This is a genomic window from Streptacidiphilus sp. MAP5-3 (genome assembly GCF_041262505.1).
Taxonomy (GTDB): Bacteria; Actinomycetota; Actinomycetes; order Streptomycetales; family Streptomycetaceae; genus Streptacidiphilus.
The window spans coordinates 103,684-122,553 of sequence record NZ_JBGCCL010000001.1; the positions used below are offsets into that span (position 1 = coordinate 103,684).

14 protein-coding genes and 1 pseudogene are annotated in these 18,870 nt (G+C 71.3%); all 15 read right to left on the minus strand.

The window, feature by feature from the left end:
• Positions 1–47 precede the first annotated feature (47 nt).
• Positions 48–572, minus strand: a complete 525-nt coding sequence (gene ilvN / locus ABH928_RS00510) for an acetolactate synthase small subunit (protein ID WP_370060776.1) — start codon at positions 570–572, stop codon at positions 48–50.
• 27 nt (positions 573–599) lie between these two features.
• Positions 600–2,432 carry an acetolactate synthase large subunit gene (locus ABH928_RS00515; protein ID WP_370060777.1) on the minus strand — a complete coding sequence of 611 codons (1,833 nt, stop codon included), beginning with the start codon at positions 2,430–2,432 and terminating at the stop codon, positions 600–602.
• 258 nt (positions 2,433–2,690) lie between these two features.
• Entirely contained in the window at positions 2,691–5,609 is a 2,919-nt protein-coding gene (locus tag ABH928_RS00520; protein ID WP_370060778.1) for a putative bifunctional diguanylate cyclase/phosphodiesterase, read from the minus strand.
• 249 nt (positions 5,610–5,858) lie between these two features.
• Entirely contained in the window at positions 5,859–6,785 is a 927-nt protein-coding gene (locus tag ABH928_RS00525; RefSeq protein ID WP_370060779.1) for a 2-hydroxyacid dehydrogenase, read from the minus strand.
• Between the two features lie 127 nt (positions 6,786–6,912).
• Positions 6,913–10,011: an AAA family ATPase gene (locus ABH928_RS00530; RefSeq protein ID WP_370060780.1), complete on the minus strand. Its 3,099-nt coding sequence runs from the start codon at positions 10,009–10,011 to the stop codon at positions 6,913–6,915.
• A gap of 29 nt (positions 10,012–10,040) precedes the next feature.
• Complete coding sequence (locus ABH928_RS00535) at positions 10,041–10,226, minus strand: hypothetical protein (RefSeq protein ID WP_370060781.1); 186 nt, start codon at positions 10,224–10,226, stop codon at positions 10,041–10,043.
• 244 nt (positions 10,227–10,470) lie between these two features.
• Positions 10,471–11,982 (minus strand): Asp-tRNA(Asn)/Glu-tRNA(Gln) amidotransferase subunit GatB, encoded by a 1,512-nt coding sequence (gene gatB, locus ABH928_RS00540; RefSeq protein WP_370060782.1) that lies wholly within the window; start codon positions 11,980–11,982, stop codon positions 10,471–10,473.
• Between the two features lie 36 nt (positions 11,983–12,018).
• Positions 12,019–12,258, minus strand: coding sequence for a hypothetical protein (locus ABH928_RS00545; RefSeq protein ID WP_370060783.1), 240 nt, complete (start codon positions 12,256–12,258; stop codon positions 12,019–12,021).
• On the minus strand, positions 12,255–13,748 hold the full coding sequence (gatA, locus tag ABH928_RS00550; RefSeq protein ID WP_370060784.1) for an Asp-tRNA(Asn)/Glu-tRNA(Gln) amidotransferase subunit GatA: 1,494 nt from the start codon (positions 13,746–13,748) through the stop codon (positions 12,255–12,257). Before gatA ends, ABH928_RS00545 begins: the two co-directional genes overlap by 4 nt.
• Before the next feature lie 6 nt (positions 13,749–13,754).
• Entirely contained in the window at positions 13,755–14,051 is a 297-nt protein-coding gene (gene gatC, locus ABH928_RS00555; protein ID WP_370060785.1) for an Asp-tRNA(Asn)/Glu-tRNA(Gln) amidotransferase subunit GatC, read from the minus strand.
• Between the two features lie 167 nt (positions 14,052–14,218).
• The gene (locus tag ABH928_RS00560) at positions 14,219–14,626 is read right to left on the minus strand and encodes a lasso peptide biosynthesis B2 protein (RefSeq protein WP_370061835.1); all 408 of its coding nucleotides are present in this window, start codon (positions 14,624–14,626) and stop codon (positions 14,219–14,221) included.
• Between the two features lie 8 nt (positions 14,627–14,634).
• Entirely contained in the window at positions 14,635–14,886 is a 252-nt protein-coding gene (locus ABH928_RS00565; protein ID WP_370060786.1) for a lasso peptide biosynthesis PqqD family chaperone, read from the minus strand.
• A 3-nt stretch (positions 14,887–14,889) separates the two neighbouring features.
• Positions 14,890–16,719 (minus strand): lasso peptide isopeptide bond-forming cyclase, encoded by a 1,830-nt coding sequence (locus ABH928_RS00570; protein ID WP_370060787.1) that lies wholly within the window; start codon positions 16,717–16,719, stop codon positions 14,890–14,892.
• A 175-nt stretch (positions 16,720–16,894) separates the two neighbouring features.
• A complete protein-coding gene (locus ABH928_RS00575; protein WP_370060788.1) occupies positions 16,895–17,023 on the minus strand; it encodes a lasso RiPP family leader peptide-containing protein in 129 nt (42 codons plus the stop codon).
• Positions 17,024–17,276: 253 nt separating this feature from the next.
• A pseudogene (locus tag ABH928_RS00580) lies at positions 17,277–18,746 on the minus strand (putative bifunctional diguanylate cyclase/phosphodiesterase); the annotation flags it as partial.
• Between the last annotated feature and the right edge of the window lie 124 nt (positions 18,747–18,870).

Here is an 18,870-nt window from a genome sequence, read left to right on the forward strand (position 1 = left end):
TCACCACACACGGTGGCTTGTCGCGCAGTTCCCCGCGCCCCTATCGGCTACGCCGATCGCTCGACCGAACGCAGGGAACGGTCGGTAATCGACCTGGCGCCGCGACCTATGGCGACCATGCCGGACTGCACGAGTTCCTTGACCCCGTACGGCTCCAGCATCTTGAGCATCGCCTCGAGCTTGTCGCCGCTGCCGGTCGCCTCGATGGTGACGGCGTCCGGGGAGACGTCGACCGTCTTGGCGCGGAAGAGCTGGACGATCTCCGTCACCTGCGAGCGCGTCTCCGCGTCCGCGCGGACCTTGACCAGCATCAGTTCGCGGCGCACCGACGCGGTCGGGTCCAGCTCGACGATCTTTATCACGTTGATCAGCTTGTTCAGCTGCTTGGTGACCTGCTCCAGCGGAAGGTCCTCCACGTTGACCACGATGGTCATCCGGGAGACGTCCGGGTGCTCGGTCGGTCCGACCGCCAGGGAGTCGATGTTGAACCCGCGGCGGGAGAACAGTGCCGCGATCCGGGCGAGGACGCCCGGCTTGTTCTCGACCAGGACGGAGAGGGTGTGCTTGGACATGGCTTTCGTGGCCCCTTCGTCTTCGTCTCAGTCGTTCTCGTCGCCGAAGTCCGGACGGACGTCGCGCGCGGCCAGGATCTCGTCATTGCTGGTGCCCGCGGCGACCATCGGCCAGACCATCGCGTCCTGGTGGACGATGAAGTCGATGACGACCGGTGCGTCGTTCAGCTCCATCGCCTTCTCGATCACCGCGTCCAGGTCCTCCGGGCGCTCGCAGCGCAGCGCGTGGCAGCCCATCGCCTCGGACAGCTTGACGAAGTCCGGCAGCCGGGTGCCCGCCGACGGGCCCTTGCCGTCGTGCTCCGGGCCCGCGTGCAGGACCGTGTTGGAGTAGCGCTCGTTGTAGAACAGCGTCTGCCACTGGCGGACCATGCCCAGCGAGCCGTTGTTGATGATCGCGACCTTGATCGGCAGGTTGTTCAGCGCGCAGGTGACCAGCTCCTGATTGGTCATCTGGAAGCAGCCGTCGCCGTCGATCGCCCAGACCGCCGACTCCGGACAGCCCGCCTTCGCGCCCATCGCCGCCGGGACCGCGTAGCCCATCGTGCCCGCGCCGCCGGAGTTGAGCCAGGTGCCCGGCTTCTCGAAGGTGATGAACTGGCTGGCCCACATCTGGTGCTGGCCCACGCCCGCCGCGTAGATGGCGTCGGAGCCGACCTTCTGGCCGATCCGCTCGATCACCTGCTGCGGGCTGAGCATGCCCTCGGGGGCCGGGTCGTAGCCGACGGGGTAGGTCTTGCGCCAGGTGTTCAACTGCTCCCACCAGGCGTCGTACTCGAAGCGGGCCTCGCCCTCCTTCGCCGCGGCCTGCTCCTGCTGGACCGCGACGATCAGGTCGGCGATGATCTCGCGGGCGTCGCCCACGATCGGCACGTCTGCGGTGCGGTTCTTGCCGATCTCCGCCGGGTCGATGTCCGCGTGGACGATCTTGGCGAACGGGGCGAAGGTGTCCAGGCGACCGGTGACCCGGTCGTCGAAGCGGGTGCCCAGCGCGAAGAGCAGGTCCGCCTTCTGCAGCGCGGTGACCGCGGCGACCGAGCCGTGCATGCCCGGCATGCCCAGGTGCTGGTCGTGGCTGTCGGGGAACGCGCCCAGCGCCATCAGCGTGGTGACGACCGGGGCGCCGGTCAGCTCGGCCAGGATCCGCAGCTCCGCCGTGGCCTGGGCCTTGAGCACGCCGCCGCCGATGTAGAGGACCGGGCGCTTGGAGGTGGCCAGCATCCGGGCCGCCTCGCGGATCTGCTTGGCGTGCGGCTTGGTCACCGGACGGTAGCCCGGCAGCTGCTGCTCGACCGGCCAGCGGAAGATCGTCCGGGCCTGCAGCGCGTCCTTGGAGATGTCCACCAGCACCGGCCCCGGCCGCCCGGTCGAGGCGATGTGGAAGGCCTCCGCGATCACGCGCGGGATCTCCGAGGGGTCGGTCACCAGGAAGTTGTGCTTGGTGATCGGCATCGTGATGCCGCAGATGTCCGCCTCCTGGAAGGCGTCCGTGCCGATCGCCTTCGACGCCACCTGACCGGTGATCGCGACCACCGGGACGGAGTCCATGTACGCGTCCGCCAGCGGCGTCACCAGGTTGGTCGCGCCCGGACCGGACGTCGCCATGCAGACGCCGACCTTGCCGGTCGCCTGCGCGTAACCCGTCGCCGCGTGTCCCGCGCCCTGCTCGTGGCGGACCAGGATGTGGCGGACCTTCACCGAGTCCATCAACGGGTCGTAGGCCGGGAGGATCGCGCCACCCGGGATCCCGAACACCGTCTCCGCGCCGACCGCTTCCAGGGAGCGGATGAGCGACTGGGCACCGGTCATCGGTTCTGGGCCCGCGTGCGGCGGGACGGGCGTTGCTGCCTGCTCAGTCATCTGCTGATTCCTATCGGGACTGCTCGGAGTTCTCGGAGGGATTTAGCCGGCGGTGCGCTGCACGCGCTGCCTTGCGGCAACAAAAAACCCCTCGTGCCCAGTGTGGGCATGCGAGGGGTAGCGCGTCGGCTCTTCGTGCTCGGGAATTCACTCCCGAATCAGCCGACGCGCCCGCCAAGTACGAGAATTCGGGTGCGCATGCTGACGACCTTCCTCCGACGGCCCGTGGGGTGTCAAGCCGATCGGGATCGTGTCTCATCATGCGAAACCTCCGTCGGACACCCGTGCGCCCGGAACACCCCCGAACGGCTCAGCGGCGAGCAGTTTCGCCAGGTCGGACTCGTCCAGCGGCTCGGCGAACCACCGGCCCTGGCCGCGTGCGCAGCCCAGCTCGCGGAGCAACTGCGCCTGGGCGGAGGTGTCCACGCCCTCGGCCACCGTGTCCAGACCGAGCTCCCGGCCGACCCGCAGCACGGACGCGGCGAGGGTGCGCTGGAACGACGAGTCGAGCAGCCCGTCGACCACGCCGCGTTCCAGCTTGAGCGCGTCCACGGGCAGCCTGCGCAGCCCGCTGAGCGGCGTGGTGCCGCCACCGAACCCGTCCAGCACCACACCCACGCCGAGGCGCTTGAGCTGGGCCAGCCGCTGCACCAGGTCGTCGAACCCGTGCGACCGCCCGTCCGCCACTCCCCCGCCGCCGTCGGCCAGCTCGACGAGCAGCCGGGCGGGCGGCAGGCCGGTCCGGTGCAGCGCCGTCTCGACGGCCTCGCAGAGCCCCGGCGCGGCGACCACACGCGTGGGCAGCCGTACCGAGACCGGCAGGTCGACCTCGCGCTCCGCGGCCTGCCGCAGCGCGTGGTCGACCGTCCAGTGGGCGAACCGCGACGCGCGCTCACCCCCTCCGGAGGCGTGCAGGAACTCGGCGGGCGTGAGCACCAGCCCCTGCGTCGAACGCCAGCGCGCCTGCGCGGCGAGGCCGGTGACCGCGCCGCTGGCCAGGTCGACGACGGGCTGGTGGAGCAGGGTGAACTCGCCCTCGCGGACCGCGACCCGCAGCCGCTGGTCCAGCTCGGTGCGGCGGCGCAGCTCGGTGCGGAGCTCCGGCGAGTACTCGCTGACGCGGTCCTTGCCACGGCGCTTGGCCTGGTACATGGCCAGGTCCGCGCTGCGCAGCAGGTCGGCCGCGCCCTCCGGGGTGGCCTCAGCGTCGGCGAAGGCGATGCCGATGCTGGCGGCGACCGCGTGCTCCTCGTTGCCGACCTGGTACGGCGCGGAGACGGCGACGCGCAGCCGTTCGGCGACGGCGAAGGCCTGGTCCCGGTCGACCTCGCCGACCAGCAGCACCGCGAACTCGTCACCGCCGAGCCGGGCCACCGTGTCGCCGGAGCGGACCGACTCCTCGAGTCGGCGCGCGGCCTGGATCAGCAGCTCGTCGCCGACCTGGTGTCCGGCCGTGTCGTTGACCGCCTTGAAGCCGTCCAGATCGACGAAGAGCACCGCCACCTCGGGGCGCTGCTCCTGCGTTCCCGCCAGCGCGCTGCGGCTGCGCTGCAGGAACAGCGCGCGGTTGGGCAGGTCGGTGAGCGCGTCATGGAACGCGTTGTGCTCCAACTGCGCCTGGAGCCGGACGCGTTCGGAGACGTCGCGGCAGTTGAAGATCAGCCCGTCACGGTAGCGGTTGACGGTCGACTCGACGTCGAGCCAGTCGCCCGCGCCCGAGCGCACCCGGCACTCGATCCGGGCGGTGGGCTCGGCTGGGGACTTGGCCAGGTAGCGCTGCACCTCCCAGAGCACGTGGCCGAGGTCGTCGGGATGGACCATCTCCGGCAGTCGGGTGCCCACCAACTCCTCGGCGGGCCGCCCGTAGACGCCGGTGGCGGCCGGGCTGACGTAGCGGAGCACGCCGTCCGGGTCGGCGATCATGATGACGTCGCTGGAGCCCTGCACCAGGGAGCGGAAGTGGTTCTCCTGGTGGCTCAACTTCTGCGCCAGGGACAGGTTGTCGAGCAGCATGACGCCCTGCCGCAGGATCAGCGCGATCACCACGGTGCAGCTGACGATGAGCACGAACCGGTCCAGGTGGTGCCGGTCGAGCGCGTTGTAGAGCAGGCCGACGGTGCAGACGCCGGTCGCCGCATACGGGGTGAGCGCGCTGAAGGTGGACGCCACCCGGGGGCGGCGCGGGACCCCGGCGATCTGCCGGGCCGACCGGCTGCTGCTGGCCCACGGCGCCCAGGCGAGCAGCATCGAGCCGCAGAACCAGCCGGCGTCGAGCAGTTCGCCGGAGTGGTAGGCGTCCTTGAAGGACTGGCTGGTGAAGACGGCATCGCAGAGGACGGTCAGCGCGAGGGCCACTATGGCCGTGTGCACCGCCGCGCGGTTGCTGTCCGGACGGCGGAACCGCAGCCCGAGGACCATGCTGATGAGCAGGATGTCCAGCAGCGGATAGGCCAGGCCCATCGCCAGCCGCAGCGGACTGCTCTGGTCGCCCGCGGCGGTGCGGCCGAGTGCCAGGCTCCAGCTGAGGGTCAGCAGCGAACCGGCGATCAGCCACCCGTCCAGCGCGAGGCAGAGCCAACCGGCGGCGTTGCGGGGCCGGTTGGACAGCTTCACCAGACCGACGATGGCCGGCGGGGCGAAGAAGAGGAACACGACGTCGGCGATCGAGGGCGACGGCAGCGTCTGCCCGAGGACGCACTCGTACCACCCCCAGATGCCGTTTCCGAGGCTGACCATCAGCGAACTGAGGCCGAAGCAGAACCAGGCGGGCCGACTCCGCCCGCCGGAGGCCGACCCGTACGCGAAGCAGGAGACCGACGCGGCCAGTGCGGCCCCGGCCAGGCCGAAGTCGCCCATGAAGTCGGCCAGGCCCTGGGACCCCCAGCCGTAGGCTGCACCCGCCAGATACAGCAGGCAGACCACCATGATGAGTATCCGCGGCAGCCGCGCCGCGGCCTGGGACAGTCGCAGCGGCTCCTGGACGTGCGGGTGCGCCGTGGCGGGATCGGCCAGGACGTCGTCGAACTCCAGGTGCGCGGGGTCTCCGTAGGCGAACGGGGAGAGCGCGGCCGTCGCCGTGCCCTCCCCTCCCGGCGGCCCCGGGAACCCGGAGCGTCCGGCGGTCGTCCAGCGCTCCTCGGCCCAGGAGCCGGGCGGCAACGTGTCAGTGCTCAGCATGGGCAATCCCCCTCCGGCCCCGGGTGCGTTCGGACCAGCGGGGCGGACAACTCCCTACCGGATCTCCCGGTCGGGAACCTACACCACAGTCGTCACTCAGAGACATGCACACTCAACTCAGAGTAATGGCGAGTGTCAGGGTAGCTGTACCCGATTCGGACGAAATCGGGCGCTGCGTGCGCAAAAGAAGGAGAAGTCGTGGGCGCACGCCGGGGGCGCACGGTTGCGCGAGGGGATCGTTCAGGTGGTTCAGACCATAGGAATGACGTTGGCCATGGTCTCCCCGCCCTCGTAGCGCAGCACCTGCGCCCGGAGCAGGCGCTTCGCCCGCGGCAGGAACGCCGAGCTGGGACCGCCGACATGAGGGGTGATCAGTGTTCCCGGCGCGTGCCACAGCGGATGGTCGGCGGGCAGCGGCTCGGGATCGGTCACGTCCAGCGCGGCACGCAGCCGCTTGGCGGTCAGCTCCTTGAGCAGTGCGTCGGTGTCCACGACGGGACCGCGCGCGACGTTGACGAGCAACGCGCCGTCCTTCATCCGGGCCAGGAACGAGGCGTCGACGAGGTGTCGCGTCTCGGGCGTGAGCGGCGTCAGCAGCACCACGACGTCGGCGGTCGGCAGGAGCGTCGGCAACTCGGAGACGGAGTGGACGCCCTCGTCCGGACGGGCGGTCCGGGCGACGGGAACGACCTCGCACTCGAACGGCGCGAGGCGCGCGGCGAGGGCGTGGCCGATGGAACCGTGCCCGAGGATCAGCACGGTCTTGTCGGCGAGCGACTGGTGGAACTCCTGCCGCCACTGGCCTTCGGCCTGGAGCCGGGAGAAGCGCGGGATCCCGCGCAGCGAGGCGAGGATCAGCGTCACCGCGAGCTCGGCGGTGCTCGCGTCGTGCAGCCCGCGTGCGTTGCACGCGGTGACCCCGGCGGGCACGTGCGGCAGCACGTCGTCCATCCCGGCGGTGAGCGTCTGGACGACCCGCAGCGCGGGGAGGTTCGGGAACAGCCGGAGGGCGACGGGGTGGCGCATGTACGGGAGGCAGAAGAACTCGATGCCTTCCAGCTCCGCGGGGGCGGGCGCGGGGCTGTCCCCGTCCCAGACCAGCACGTCCGCTGCGAGGCGGTCCGGGAGCGGACCGAGATCATCGGGGGCGTACGGAAGCAGGTAGCGGGCGCTCATGCAGTGACCCTAACGCGGGACGGCGGAGCGCTTCCGGACCGGCGGGGACGTTGCACTGTCCAGAGCCCCGCGCCCCTGAGGGTGCAACTACCTCGCCTTGCAAATGAGTCTGCTCAGAGAACCGCACTCATCCCGCCGAAACCAGGCGAAGCCGGTGTGCGACCGCCGCGGCCTCTCCTCGGCCCGTGACCTCCAGCTTGGCGAGAATGTTCGAGACGTGCACACTCGCCGTCTTCGGTGAGATGAACAGCTCCTCCGCGATCTGACGGTTCGTCCGTCCCAGGGCGAGCAGCTTCAGGACGTCACGCTCGCGCGGAGTCAGGTGGAACGCGTCCTGGAACGTCTCGTCCGCTCCGTCGTCCGGCGCGGCGGCGTCACCCTCCGAGAGGCTGAGCCGCGCCCGCTCCGCGAGGCTGCGCAGCTCGCGCTGCATCAGCTGGTCGCCGTGGCGGCGCGCCAGCGCCGCGGACTCGCGGGCGACCGCGCTTGCCGCCGCCTTCTCGCCGTCCGCCGCGTGCGCCTCCGCGAGGCGCAGCAGGGCCAGGTCGCGCGGGAACGGGCACTCCAGCTGGGACAACGCCTCGGCCGCACGCCGCCAGTCCGCCACGCGGGCCGTGCCCTCCGCACGGGCCAACTCCGCCGTGAGGACCGCCGACCAGCCCTCGAACAGCGGCAGGCCCCGGGCCAGACCCGCGGCGACCTCCCGGATCCGGGCGAGGATCTCCGCCCGGCCCGCGGCCATCGTCGGCAGGTGGCGGGCGTCCGCCTCGACCGCGGCGGCGGTCGCCAACAGGGCCCACCAGGCGCGGTCGTGACCCTCGACGCGTCCGGCCTCCAGCAGCGTCAGCAGTTCCGCCCGCGCGTCCGCATAGCGGCCCTGCGCGGCGGCGAGCCGCATCGCCAGCAGCGTGACCGGCAGGTACTTCTGCGGCTGCCAGATCGTTCCGGGACGGCGGGCCTCGGCGAGATGCTCGGTCGCGGACGCCAGGTCGCCGCGCAGGTAGGCGATCTCGCCGCGCAGCCGCTCCATGAAGTCCCGATGGGCGCGCTGCCCGGACCAGTTGGGCTCCTCGGCCAGCAACTGGGCGGCCTCGTCCAGCTCGCCGAGCGAGATCAGCGGCTCGGCCAGGTTGCCCAGGATGATCGTGCCCGTGTAGCCGGCCATGCCGTTGGCGCGGATCACGGCGAGCCCGGTGCGGGCCACCTCGGCCGCGCGACGCGAGCGGCCCTGGATCTCGTGGTGGCTGGAGAGGTTGGTGTAGACGCGGGAGCGCAGGTCCATGTCGCCGGACGCGTCCGCCTGCTCCTGGATCTCGGCGAGCAGCGCCGCACCGGTCTCCAGCTCGCCGAAGGCGCAGTGCAGCATGCCCAGGGTCAGCCGGGCGTGCAGCCGCAGTGACGTCGCGCCGACCTGTTCGGCGATCTCGGCCGAACGGCGGGCGGCGTCGAGGTGCTCGCGGCGCGGGTCGCCCAGCATCCCGTCGACAGCCTGACGGTGCAGCAGCTCGGCCAGGACCGCGCTCGGTTTGCGCCCTTCGAGCAACTCGAGCGCTCTCTGCAGGTCCTCTTCCGAACGCGAGCCGACGTCGTGGCGCAGCGCCCGCGCGCGGGCCAGCCGGAACCAGGCGGCGCGCTCCGGGGTGCGCTGCTCGTCGAGCAGGCGCAGCGCGCGCTTGGTGTAGCGCAGACCGCGGTCGGTCTCACCGCTGAGCCGCGCCGCGACCGTGGCCTCGGCCAGCAGGTCGACCAGCTGGATCGCGCCGCAGTCAGAACCGCACTCCCCGCCGCAGTCACCTTCGCCGCCACCGGCGGAACCGTGGACGCCGCGGCAGGCCGGGTAGCTCTCGTCCGCGCGGTCGTAGTCGCGCAGCGTGGCGCGGACCTCGTCGGGCACGTCGTCCCACAGCTCCAACGCGCGGTCCAGCATCCGCAGTTGCTCGGCGAAGGCGTTGCGGCGGCGGGCCTCGCGTCCGGCGTTGAGCACGGCCGGGACGGCGCGGGCGGCGTCGTGGGCGCAGTACCAGTAGCCCGCGAGCCGGGCCGAGCGCTGGTCGGCGGAGACCAGGGCCGGGTCGGCCTCCAGGGCGGTGGCGTAGCGGCGGTTGATCCGGGTGCTCTCCCCCGGCATCAGGTCGTCGCCGACCGCCTCCCGGACCAGGGCGTGCCGGAAGCGGTAACCGTCGCCGTCGGAGGTGGGCTGGATGATGTTGGCGCCGACGGCGGTGCGCAGCGCGTCTATCAGCTCGTCCTCGTCGAGCACTCCGGCGGACTCGAGGACGGCGGCCAGCAGGCCGTGCTCGACGCGGGAACCCCCGGCCGCGAGCACGCGCAGCATCGACTGGGTCTCCTCGGGCAGCGCCTCCATCCGGACCAGCAACAGGTCACGCAGCGAGTCGGTGAGTCCGGTGCTGCAGCCCTGCTGATGGGAGACGGCCAACTCCTCGACGAAGAACGGGTTTCCCTCGGAGCGGCGGAAGATCTTCTGCACCAGCTCGGCGGTGGGCCGGGCCGGGCTGAGGATCCCGGCCAGCTGACGGGCCACCTCGCGCTGGGCCAGGCGCGGCAGTTCGAGCCGCTGGACGGTGCGGAGCCGCTCCAGCTCGGCCAGGTAGGGCCGGACCGGGTGACGCCGGTGCAGGTCGTCGGTGCGGTAGGTGCCGAGCAGCACCAGCCGCGCCCGGTGCAGGGTGCGGACCAGGAAGGCGAAGAGCTCCCGGGTCGAGCGGTCGGACCAGTGCAGGTCCTCGACCGCGAGGACGAGCGTGCGCTCGGCGGTGAGCTGCTCGAAGAGCTGCGCGGTGTGGTCGAAGAGCCGGGCCCGGGCGTACTCGTCATGGGCCTCGGGCGGCGCCTCGCCCAGGTCCGGCAGCATGTCGGGCAGCAGCCGGGCCAGGCTGCTCTCCCGGCCGACCGCGGCGAGTTCGAGCCCGGGCCCGAGCTCGCCGCGGTGCAACCGCCGCAGGACGGTGGCGAACGGCGCGAAGGGCAGGCCCTCCGCGCCGATCTCCAGGCATCCCCCGACCACCACCGAAGCCCCCCGAGCCTCGGCGGCGTGCTGGAACTCCTCCAGCAGCCTGGTCTTGCCGACCCCCGCCTCTCCCCCGATCAGCAGAACCTGCGGCTGTCCCCCGTCAGCTCGCTGCAGCGCCTGGGTGAGGGCGGCCATCTCCGATCCGCGTCCGATGAACACGGGACTGACAGATATCCGCTCCACGCTCGGCAGCATGGCACATCTCCGGGCTGATCAGCTGTTATTTAGCGGGCCACGGAGTGGAGGACGTCGCGTACCGAGCCGCTGCTCCGACGGCTCCGGCGCGACTCACCCGCCCCCCGGTCCTTGTTGCTGCGGTTGGCGCGGGCGGCCTCACGGACCAGCCGGTGCTGGTCGGCGGCAGCGATCAGCTCGTCCTGGCGGGCCTGGATCATCTGGAACTCGAACATCGTCGTTCTCCCCTGTGGGTGGTTTCTCGGGGGACGCCCCCTTGACGATGTCCAATCTCCTCTCCCAGTGGGGTCCCCCACATGGGGCGCATGCCCGATCCTGATCCACCCGGGAGCCTTAGAAACGACGGACCGCCGCCCCGAGTACCCGATGAGTACTCAGAACGGCGGTCCGTTCGGCCTAAGACACCGGGGCCTTAGACGGAGAAGTCCTTAGGCACCGGTCCGACTCGGCCTGTCTTTGCTATTCAGGCTGTACGCCGAGCTTCTCGAAGATCAGCTCCTTGACGCGGGCCGCGTCGGCCTGGCCACGGGTGGCCTTCATGACCGCGCCGACCAGCGCGCCCGCCGCGGCGAACTTGCCCGAGCGGATCTTGTCGGCCACGTCCGGCTGCGACGCCAGCGCCGCGTCGACGGCCGCGCCGAGCGCGGAGTCGTCGGAGACGACGGCCAGGCCGCGCTTCTCCACGACCGCGTCCGGCTCGCCCTCGCCGGCCAGCACGCCCTCGATGACCTGGCGGGCCAGCTTGTCGTTCAGCTTGCCCTCGGCCACCAGCGCCGAGACCCGGGCCACCTGGGCCGGGGTGATCGGCAGCGCGGCCAGCTCGACGCCGTCCTCGTTGGAGCGGCGGGCCAGCTCGCCCAGCCACCACTTGCGGGCCTGGTCGGCCGGGGCGCCGGCGTCGATGGTGGCCAGGATCAGCTCGATGGCACCGGCGTTGAGCGCGGACTGCATCTCGGTGGCCGAGATGCCCCACTCCTGCTGCAGCCGCTGGCGGCGGACGCGCGGCAGCTCCGGCAGCGAGGCGCGCAGCTCCTCGACCCACTCGCGCGCGGGCGCGACCGGGACCAGGTCCGGCTCGGGGAAGTAGCGGTAGTCCTCCGCCTCCTCCTTGATCCGGCCCGAGGTGGTGGAGCCGTCCTCCTCGTGGAAGTGGCGCGTCTCCTGGACGATCGTGCCACCCGCGTTGAGGACCGCGGCGTGCCGCTGGACCTCGAACCGGGCGGCCCGCTCGACGCTGCGCAGCGAGTTGACGTTCTTGGTCTCGCTGCGGGTGCCGAACTTCGTCGCACCCTTGGGCATCAACGACAGGTTGACGTCACAGCGCATCTGACCCATCTCCATGCGGGCCTCGGACACACCGAGGGCACGGATCAGCTCACGCAGCTCCGCCACGTAGGCACGGGCCACCTCGGGCGCGCGGTCGCCCGCGCCCTCGATCGGCTTGGTGACGATCTCGATCAGCGGGATGCCGGCCCGGTTGTAGTCCAGCAGCGAGTACTCGGCGCCGTGGATACGGCCCGTGGCACCACCGACGTGGGTGGACTTGCCGGTGTCCTCCTCCATGTGGGCGCGCTCGATCTGCACCCGGAAGACCTCGCCGTCCTCCAGCTGGACGTCCAGGTAGCCGTTGAAGGCGATCGGCTCGTCGTACTGGGAGGTCTGGAAGTTCTTCGGCATGTCCGGATAGAAGTAGTTCTTCCGGGCGAAGCGGCACCACTCGGCGATCTCGCAGTTCAGCGCGAGACCGATGCGGATCGCGGACTCCACGCCGATCGCGTTCACGACCGGCAGTGAGCCCGGCAACCCCAGGCAGGTCGGGCAGACCTGGGTGTTCGGCTCCGCGCCCAGCGCGGTCGAACAACCGCAGAACATCTTGGTCTTGGTACCCAGCTCGACATGGACCTCAAGGCCCATCACCGGGTCGTACGAGGCCAGGGCCTCCTCGTACGGGACCAGGTCAATGACGCTCACAAAGGCGTCCTTTCAGGGTGTGGCTTGCGGTCTGAGTCAGTCGGCGAGGATGTCGTCCTGGCCCAGCCGGCGCAGCTCGCGGACGAGCAGCAGAGTGCTGGTGACCAGGGCGAGGGCGCCGACGGCGGCGTTGATCAGCTTGAGGGTGTCGGCCTCGGCGCGGGCCTTCTTCAGGTCCTTGACGATGCCGAAGGCGCCGAAGGCGCTGCCGCCGATGCCCACCATCAGGCCCGGCTTGGTGTGCTTGAAGCCCTTGGCCGTTTCGAGCTTGCTCATAGTGCCGGTGCCTCCTCCAGCAGGGGGTGTCCCCACTTCTCGTTGAGTGCCGCCTCGACCGCCGCACCCACGCGGTACAGCCGGTCGTCGGCCAGCGCGGGGGCGATGATCTGCAGGCCGACCGGGAGATTGTCCTCCGGAGCCAGCCCCACGGGGACCGACATGGCCGCATTGCCCGCCAGGTTCGACGGAATGGTGCAGAGGTCCGCCAAGTACATCGCCATCGGGTCGTCGGCGCGCTCGCCGATCGGGAAGGCGGTGGTCGGCGTGGTCGGCGAGATCAGCACGTCGACGTCCGCGAAGGCGCGGTCGAAGTCGCGGGTGATCAGCGTCCGGACCTTCTGAGCCGAGCCGTAGTAGGCGTCGTAGTAGCCCGAGCTCAGCGCGTAGGTGCCGAGCATGATGCGGCGCTTGACCTCCGGGCCGAAGCCGGCCTCGCGGGTCAGCGCGGTGACCTCCTCCGCCGAGCGGTTGCCGTCGTCGCCGACGCGCAGGCCGTAGCGCATCGCGTCGAAGCGGGCCAGGTTGGAGGAGGCCTCGGACGGGGCGATCAGGTAGTACGCCGGGAGCGCGTAGGTGAAGGACGGGCAGGAGATCTCGACGATCTCGGCGCCCAGCGAGCGGAGCAGCTCCACCGACTCGTGGAAGCGCTGCATCACACCGGCCTGGTAGCCCTCGCCGCCGAACTCCGTGACCACGCCGACGCGCATGCCCTTGACGTCCGCCTGGCGGGCCGCGGCCACGACCTGCGGGACGGGGGCGTTGATCGAGGTCGAGTCCATCGGGTCGTGCCCGGCGATGGCCTCGTGCAGCAGCGCCGCGTCCAGGACCGTACGGGCGCAGGGACCGCCCTGGTCGAGCGAGGACGAGAAGGCGATCAGACCGTAGCGGGAGACGCTGCCGTAGGTCGGCTTGACGCCCACGGTGCCGGTGACGGCGCCCGGCTGACGGATCGAGCCACCGGTGTCGGTGCCGATGGCCAGCGGCGCTTCGTACGCGGCGAGCGCGGCGGCGGAGCCACCACCGGAGCCGCCCGGGATCCTGGAGAGGTCCCACGGGTTGCCGGTCGGGCCGTAGGCGGAGTTCTCGGTGGAGGACCCCATGGCGAACTCGTCCATGTTGGTCTTGCCGAGGATCACCACGCCCGCCTCCTTGAGGCGGCGGGTCAGGGTCGCGTCGTACGGCGGGATCCAGCCCTCGAGGATCTTGGACCCGGCGGTGGTCGGCACGCCCTTGGTGGTGAAGACGTCCTTCAGCGCGAGCGGGACACCGGCCAGCGGGCCGAGCTCCTCGCCTGCGGCGCGCTTGGCGTCCACGGCGCGGGCGGCGTCGAGCGCGCCGTCCGTGTCCACGTGGAGGAAGGCGTGCACCTTCTCGTCCACGGCGTTGATGCGGTCCAGGTGCGCCTGCGCGACCTCGACGGCGGAGACCGTGCCGGAGGCGATCGCCTCGGCGGTCTCGGCGGCGGTGTAGTGGATCAGGTCGGCCACGGTTTCTCAGTCCTCCCCGAGGATCTGCGGGACACGGAAGCGCTGCTCCTCCGCGGCCGGAGCGCAGGCCAGCACCTCGTCGGGGCTGAGCGAGGGGCGCACCTCGTCGGCGCGCATGACGTTGGTCAGCGGCAGCGGGTGCGAGGTCGGCGGGACGTCTTCGGCGGCGATCTCGCTGACGCGGGCGACCGCGTCCACGATGTCGTTCAGCTGCTCGGCGAAGTGGTCAAGCTCTTCGCTCTTGAGCTCCAGCCGCGACAGCCGGGCGAGGTGGGCGACCTCCTCGCGCGTAATGCCAGGCATGCAGCGATCCTCTGGTGGGTGAAGGAAACGGACCTGGCCGAGTCTATTGACACGGAGGTGTCCCCATCCTACGGAGGTCCGCGAAGCGCTGCGCGCACTATTCGGGTGGCGGGAACCATCCACCTCAGGGGCGCGGGGCTCTGAGGTGGGTGCAACGTCCGCACCGCCTAAACAGACTGAGGCGGGACCGCGAGCAGCGGGTGGAAGAACCCTGCCGGGTGCGGTTCGCCGATCGGCTCGCCGTCCACCTGGATCCAGGCGTGTGCCGCGAACGGGTGCGTACGCACCCCCGTGCACCAGGTCGGCCAGGTGCCGCGCGCGCGGCACAGCAACGCCGCCGCGATCGACCGCTGGAGGCAGTTATTGCCCGCACACCGCGCGCTCACGGCCACGACCTGCTCCCGCGCGACCGCTGCCTGCCGCGCCGTCGCGGCATCCGCGCCGCGACGGGCGAACTCCAGCACCTTCCGCAGTGTCGCGGGCTTGACCCGCGCCAGCAGACGCGCGACGCCCACGGCGAGCAGCGGCGCCGGACGCCGCCACAGCGGGAGGGCCGCACGGTGGTCGAGGGACATCTGCACGCTCACGGCAGCATCAGCTCCGCCGAGGCCAGCTGCGACAGCACCGCCTTGACGTCGGTCTTCGCGCGCTCGACGCCGATCCCGTGTGCCGCCGCCAGCGTGGCGGCCAGCTCGGTCGGGGTCCGGCCGGCGAGGAGGCCTTGGAGGACGTCGCGGCCGGTGGTGTTGAGCTGCCAGTAGCGGCCGGTACGGCCGTGCAGCAGGACCGTGCCGTCCTCGGTGTCGGTCATCGAGACGTCGGGGTGGAGTCGCACCGGTCAGGCCTCCTGGGCTACAGCGGAAAGGGGCGGACGATCGGCCACACGCAGCCAGCTCTCGCAGCCGAGAAGGTTCTCCAGCGCCTGGACCGCGGCGTTGTCCGCCTGAGGGCCCGTCAGGCGGGTGCGCAGCTCGACGGGGTCGATCAGGCCCCGGGAGGCGAGCTCCGAGTCGGGCCCCAGCAGCTCCAGCACCGCGGGCAGGTTGCGACGCAGGCCGCGGCGGACGTCCTCGCCGAACTCGCCCTTGGTGCTTCGGTTGCGGACCCGGTCCGGGACGAGCCCGGCGACCGCCTCGGTCAGCAGCGGCTTGAACCGCCAGGGCCCCGCGTGCGCGTACGGGCGGACGCGCAGCACGGCGTCGAGCACCCGGTCGTCGAGGTACGGCGACTCCAGCTCGATGCCGTGTTCGGCGTAGAGGCCGCCGAGGAGGCGGTAGGTGACCGTGTTGGAGCGGACGACCAGCAGCGTCTGGTGCACGCCGATGTCGTCGGCCAGCGGCGCGGCCTGCTCGGCCACGCCGCGCAGCGCGCTGCGTGCGAGGTCCGCCGCGTCGGCAGTGACCCAGGACGGCGCACGCATAGGGCCGAGGCCCCGGCCGAGCGGCGGGAGACGCCGGGGCGGTCGGGGGTCCGTCAACTGCTCGGCCTGCTCGGTCCACCAGCCGGTGACGGAGCCCGGTCGGGCCAGCCCGGCCAGGGTGGGACGGAGCGGCCAGCGGCGCAGCGCACTGTGCGCGCGGACGTGTCGCAGTGCGGTGAGCGGACGCCGGCGCAGCAGGCCGTGGAGGTAGCCGGGCATCGGACAGAAGAGCTCGTCGCCACCGTGCCCGGCCAGGTGCCGGACGGAGCCGTGGCGGGCCAACAGCTCGGCGCTGTGCCGGATCCGGGCGGTGGCGCGGGTCAACGGGCTGGGCAGGTCACCCGGCACGGGCGCTCCGGGCGCGGCGAACATGTCCGGCAACTCGTCCTGCGGGACCACGAGATGGTCCGCGCGGGCGAGTTCCTTCCGCGCGAATTCCGCGAACTGCGCGTCGTCGTTTCCCGACTCCGCCTCGCCCCAGCGGAAGGTCAGCAGGTCGGGAACCTCGCGGGCGGCGAGAAAGCAGAGCGAGGTGGAATCCATTCCGCCCGAGAGGTCGGCGCTCAACCTGCCGCTTTCCGGTCGTATTCCGGCGGTGGCGGCGAGAAGCGCCTCGCGGACGACCTCCGCACCTTCGGAAAGACCGAGGACGGGCTCGGGTGCTTTCCACCACGTGAATTCCCTGACCCTCTCGCCGTCCCACTCGACGGCGTTTTCCGGGGCCACGGCGGTGATTCCCGACCACATGGTCATGGCATTGGCGGGGTACGGCAGTTGCAGGCCGCAGGCGACGCGCAGGGCGAGGACCTGCTCGTCCGGAGGCGCCGCGGTCAGCGCGGCCAACAGGTCGGCGCGGTCGGCGGCGACGGTGACACCCGCAACCTGGACGCGGAAGACGCGTCGGAGTCCGGAGGCGCTGCCCTGGACGCGCACCCGTCCGGGGAGGGACAGGGCGAGGTGGCAGGCTCCGCGTAGCGGCGCGAGGGTGCGTCCAGCGTCGGAGGGGCCCTGGATGCAGCCCGCCAGCGCTTCCAGCTCCCGTACGGGCAACGGGCAGCGGCCGATCACCGCGAGGCGCGCCGGACCGGCCGTGGCGAGCGTCACCGCTCCGGGCGCCCAACTCCCCACCAACCAGGGGCGACCCGAGGCGTGCGGGACGACCTGCGCGACCGTCGCCGCGGCCGCCGCGCGTTCGGCGATCTCCTCCGCGCCGGGGAGGTCGGGCAGGACCACGAAGCCGGGACCCATCGCTTGCCGCCACCACCGTTCAAGTCGCAGGGAAGTTCGGGAAGATGCAGGGACGTTCGGGAAGTTGCGCAGCACGGGGAGTTGCACAGACCGGCGGGAGTGGCGCAGACCGGCGGGCGGAAATGTGATCCGGCCTGCGCCACGATTCCGCGCGGTGAGCGGAGGGCAGCCGTGACTACCAGTTCATGTTGAAGAACCAGTCCGGCACGGTTCCCAGCCCACCGAGGGTGTCCTCGTTGAACTCTCCGACCTCGACCAGCGCCGGCGGCATGTATTCGTGCGACTGCTCCATGACCTCAACCATGAGAACCTCCCGGATACACAAAATCGCGAATGCCACGCCCGAGGAATTCCTCGAACGCGCTGCAATCTAGCATGTACACGGTCAACTCATAAGTGATCCACATCACACGATTTTCAGCCGATGCTTTTCGGCCAGACACGACAAAAGCGCTGGTCACGAAAGGCGATCTCAATCGTTGAAGATTCGTCAAAGAATTGTTGCCGCTGGTCAGATGTGCGCATGCTCAGGAGCGCTCAGGAGTGCGCACGAATCGTCAGGCGTGCGCAGTCGTCACATGCGTCCGCAGCCAGGCGGTGGCCTGGTCGGCGGGGAGGGCGGCGGAGACCAGCCAGCCCTGGACCGCGTCGCAGCCCATGCCCTGGAGCTGCTCCCAGGTCTCGTCGTCCTCGACGCCCTCGGCGACCACGGTCAGCCCGAGCGAGTGCGCCAACTGCACCGAACAGCGGACCACGGCCGCGTCGTGGTCGTCGGCGACCATGCGGCTGACGAAGGACCGGTCGATCTTGAGCTCACCCACCGGCAGCCTGCGCAGCCGGACCAGCGAGGAATAGCCGGTGCCGAAGTCGTCGAGCGACATGCCGACGCCGTGCTGGCGCAGCTCCTCCAGCGTCTCGGCGGCCCGCTGGCCGTCCTCCAGCAGCAGACGCTCGGTGATCTCCAGTTGCAGCGCGTCCGCCGGAACCCCGTGCCGGGCCAGCCGGTCGGCCACGCCCATCGCGAACCCGGGACGCAGCACGTCCCTGGGCGAGACGTTGACCGCGACCTTGACCCCGATGCCCTCCTCCCGCCAGCTCGCCAACTGCGAGACGGCGGCCTCCAGCACGTAGTCGGTCAGCTGCGGCATCAGGCCACTGGACTCGGCCAGGCCGACGAACTCCTCGGGGCTCACCGGTCCGCGCCCGGCGCGCGACCAGCGGACCAGCGCCTCCAGGCCGACGACGCTGCCGTCGAAGGCCACCTTGGGCTGGTAGTGGATCTGCACCTCACCCAGGTCGAGCGCGCGCCGCAGGTCGCCGAGGAGGCCGAGCCGAAGCGGGGTGTCCTCCTCCTGGCCCGACTGGTAGACGGCCACCCCGGCCCGGCTGCGCTGGGCATGCGCCATGGCGATGTCGGCGCGGCGCAGCAACGATTCAGCGTCCGGGGCGTGGTCGGGCAGGACGGCGATGCCGCTGCTCGACTCCAACACCAGCTGCAGCCCGTCCACATGGATCGGCACGGCCACGCCCGCAGTGAACCCCCGTGCCAGCCGCAGCAGTTCGGCGGACTCGCGTGGCGGGTCCAGCACCAGCACGGCGAACTCGTCCCCGCCCATGCGCGCCACCAGCGCACCGTGCTCGGCGGCCAACGTCCGCAGCCTCCGGGCCACCTGGACCAGCAGCCGGTCTCCGGCCAGATGCCCGAGCGTGTCGTTGAGCGAGCGGAAGCGGTCCAGGTCGAGCAGCAGCAGCGCGTACCGGTCGTGCGCGGCACCCGCCCGCGCGGCTGCCAGCCGCAGACCGGACCGGTTCGGCAGCCCGGTCAGCCGGTCGGTCACCCCTTCGCGCAGCCGCTGCCGCCCGAACCACCACGCCGCGAAGAGCACGGCCACCGGCACGGCGAAGAGCGGCAACAGCAACGGCGCATGCCGCCCTACTACCTGAGCCAGCGGCACCAGCGGCGCCGCCCCGGCGACGGCCACGCCGAGGAAGATCGCGACCCGGGCTGCAAGCCCGGCGCGGTCAGGCCTGGACGTGCGCTCCATGGGTGTTCCTCTTGCTTCCCCGCTCGCCCCGAGGGGACCGACTGGTCCAAATCGACCGGGTCGGAACCAGCCTAAGCCGCGCCTCCCACATGTGAGCGACAATCGG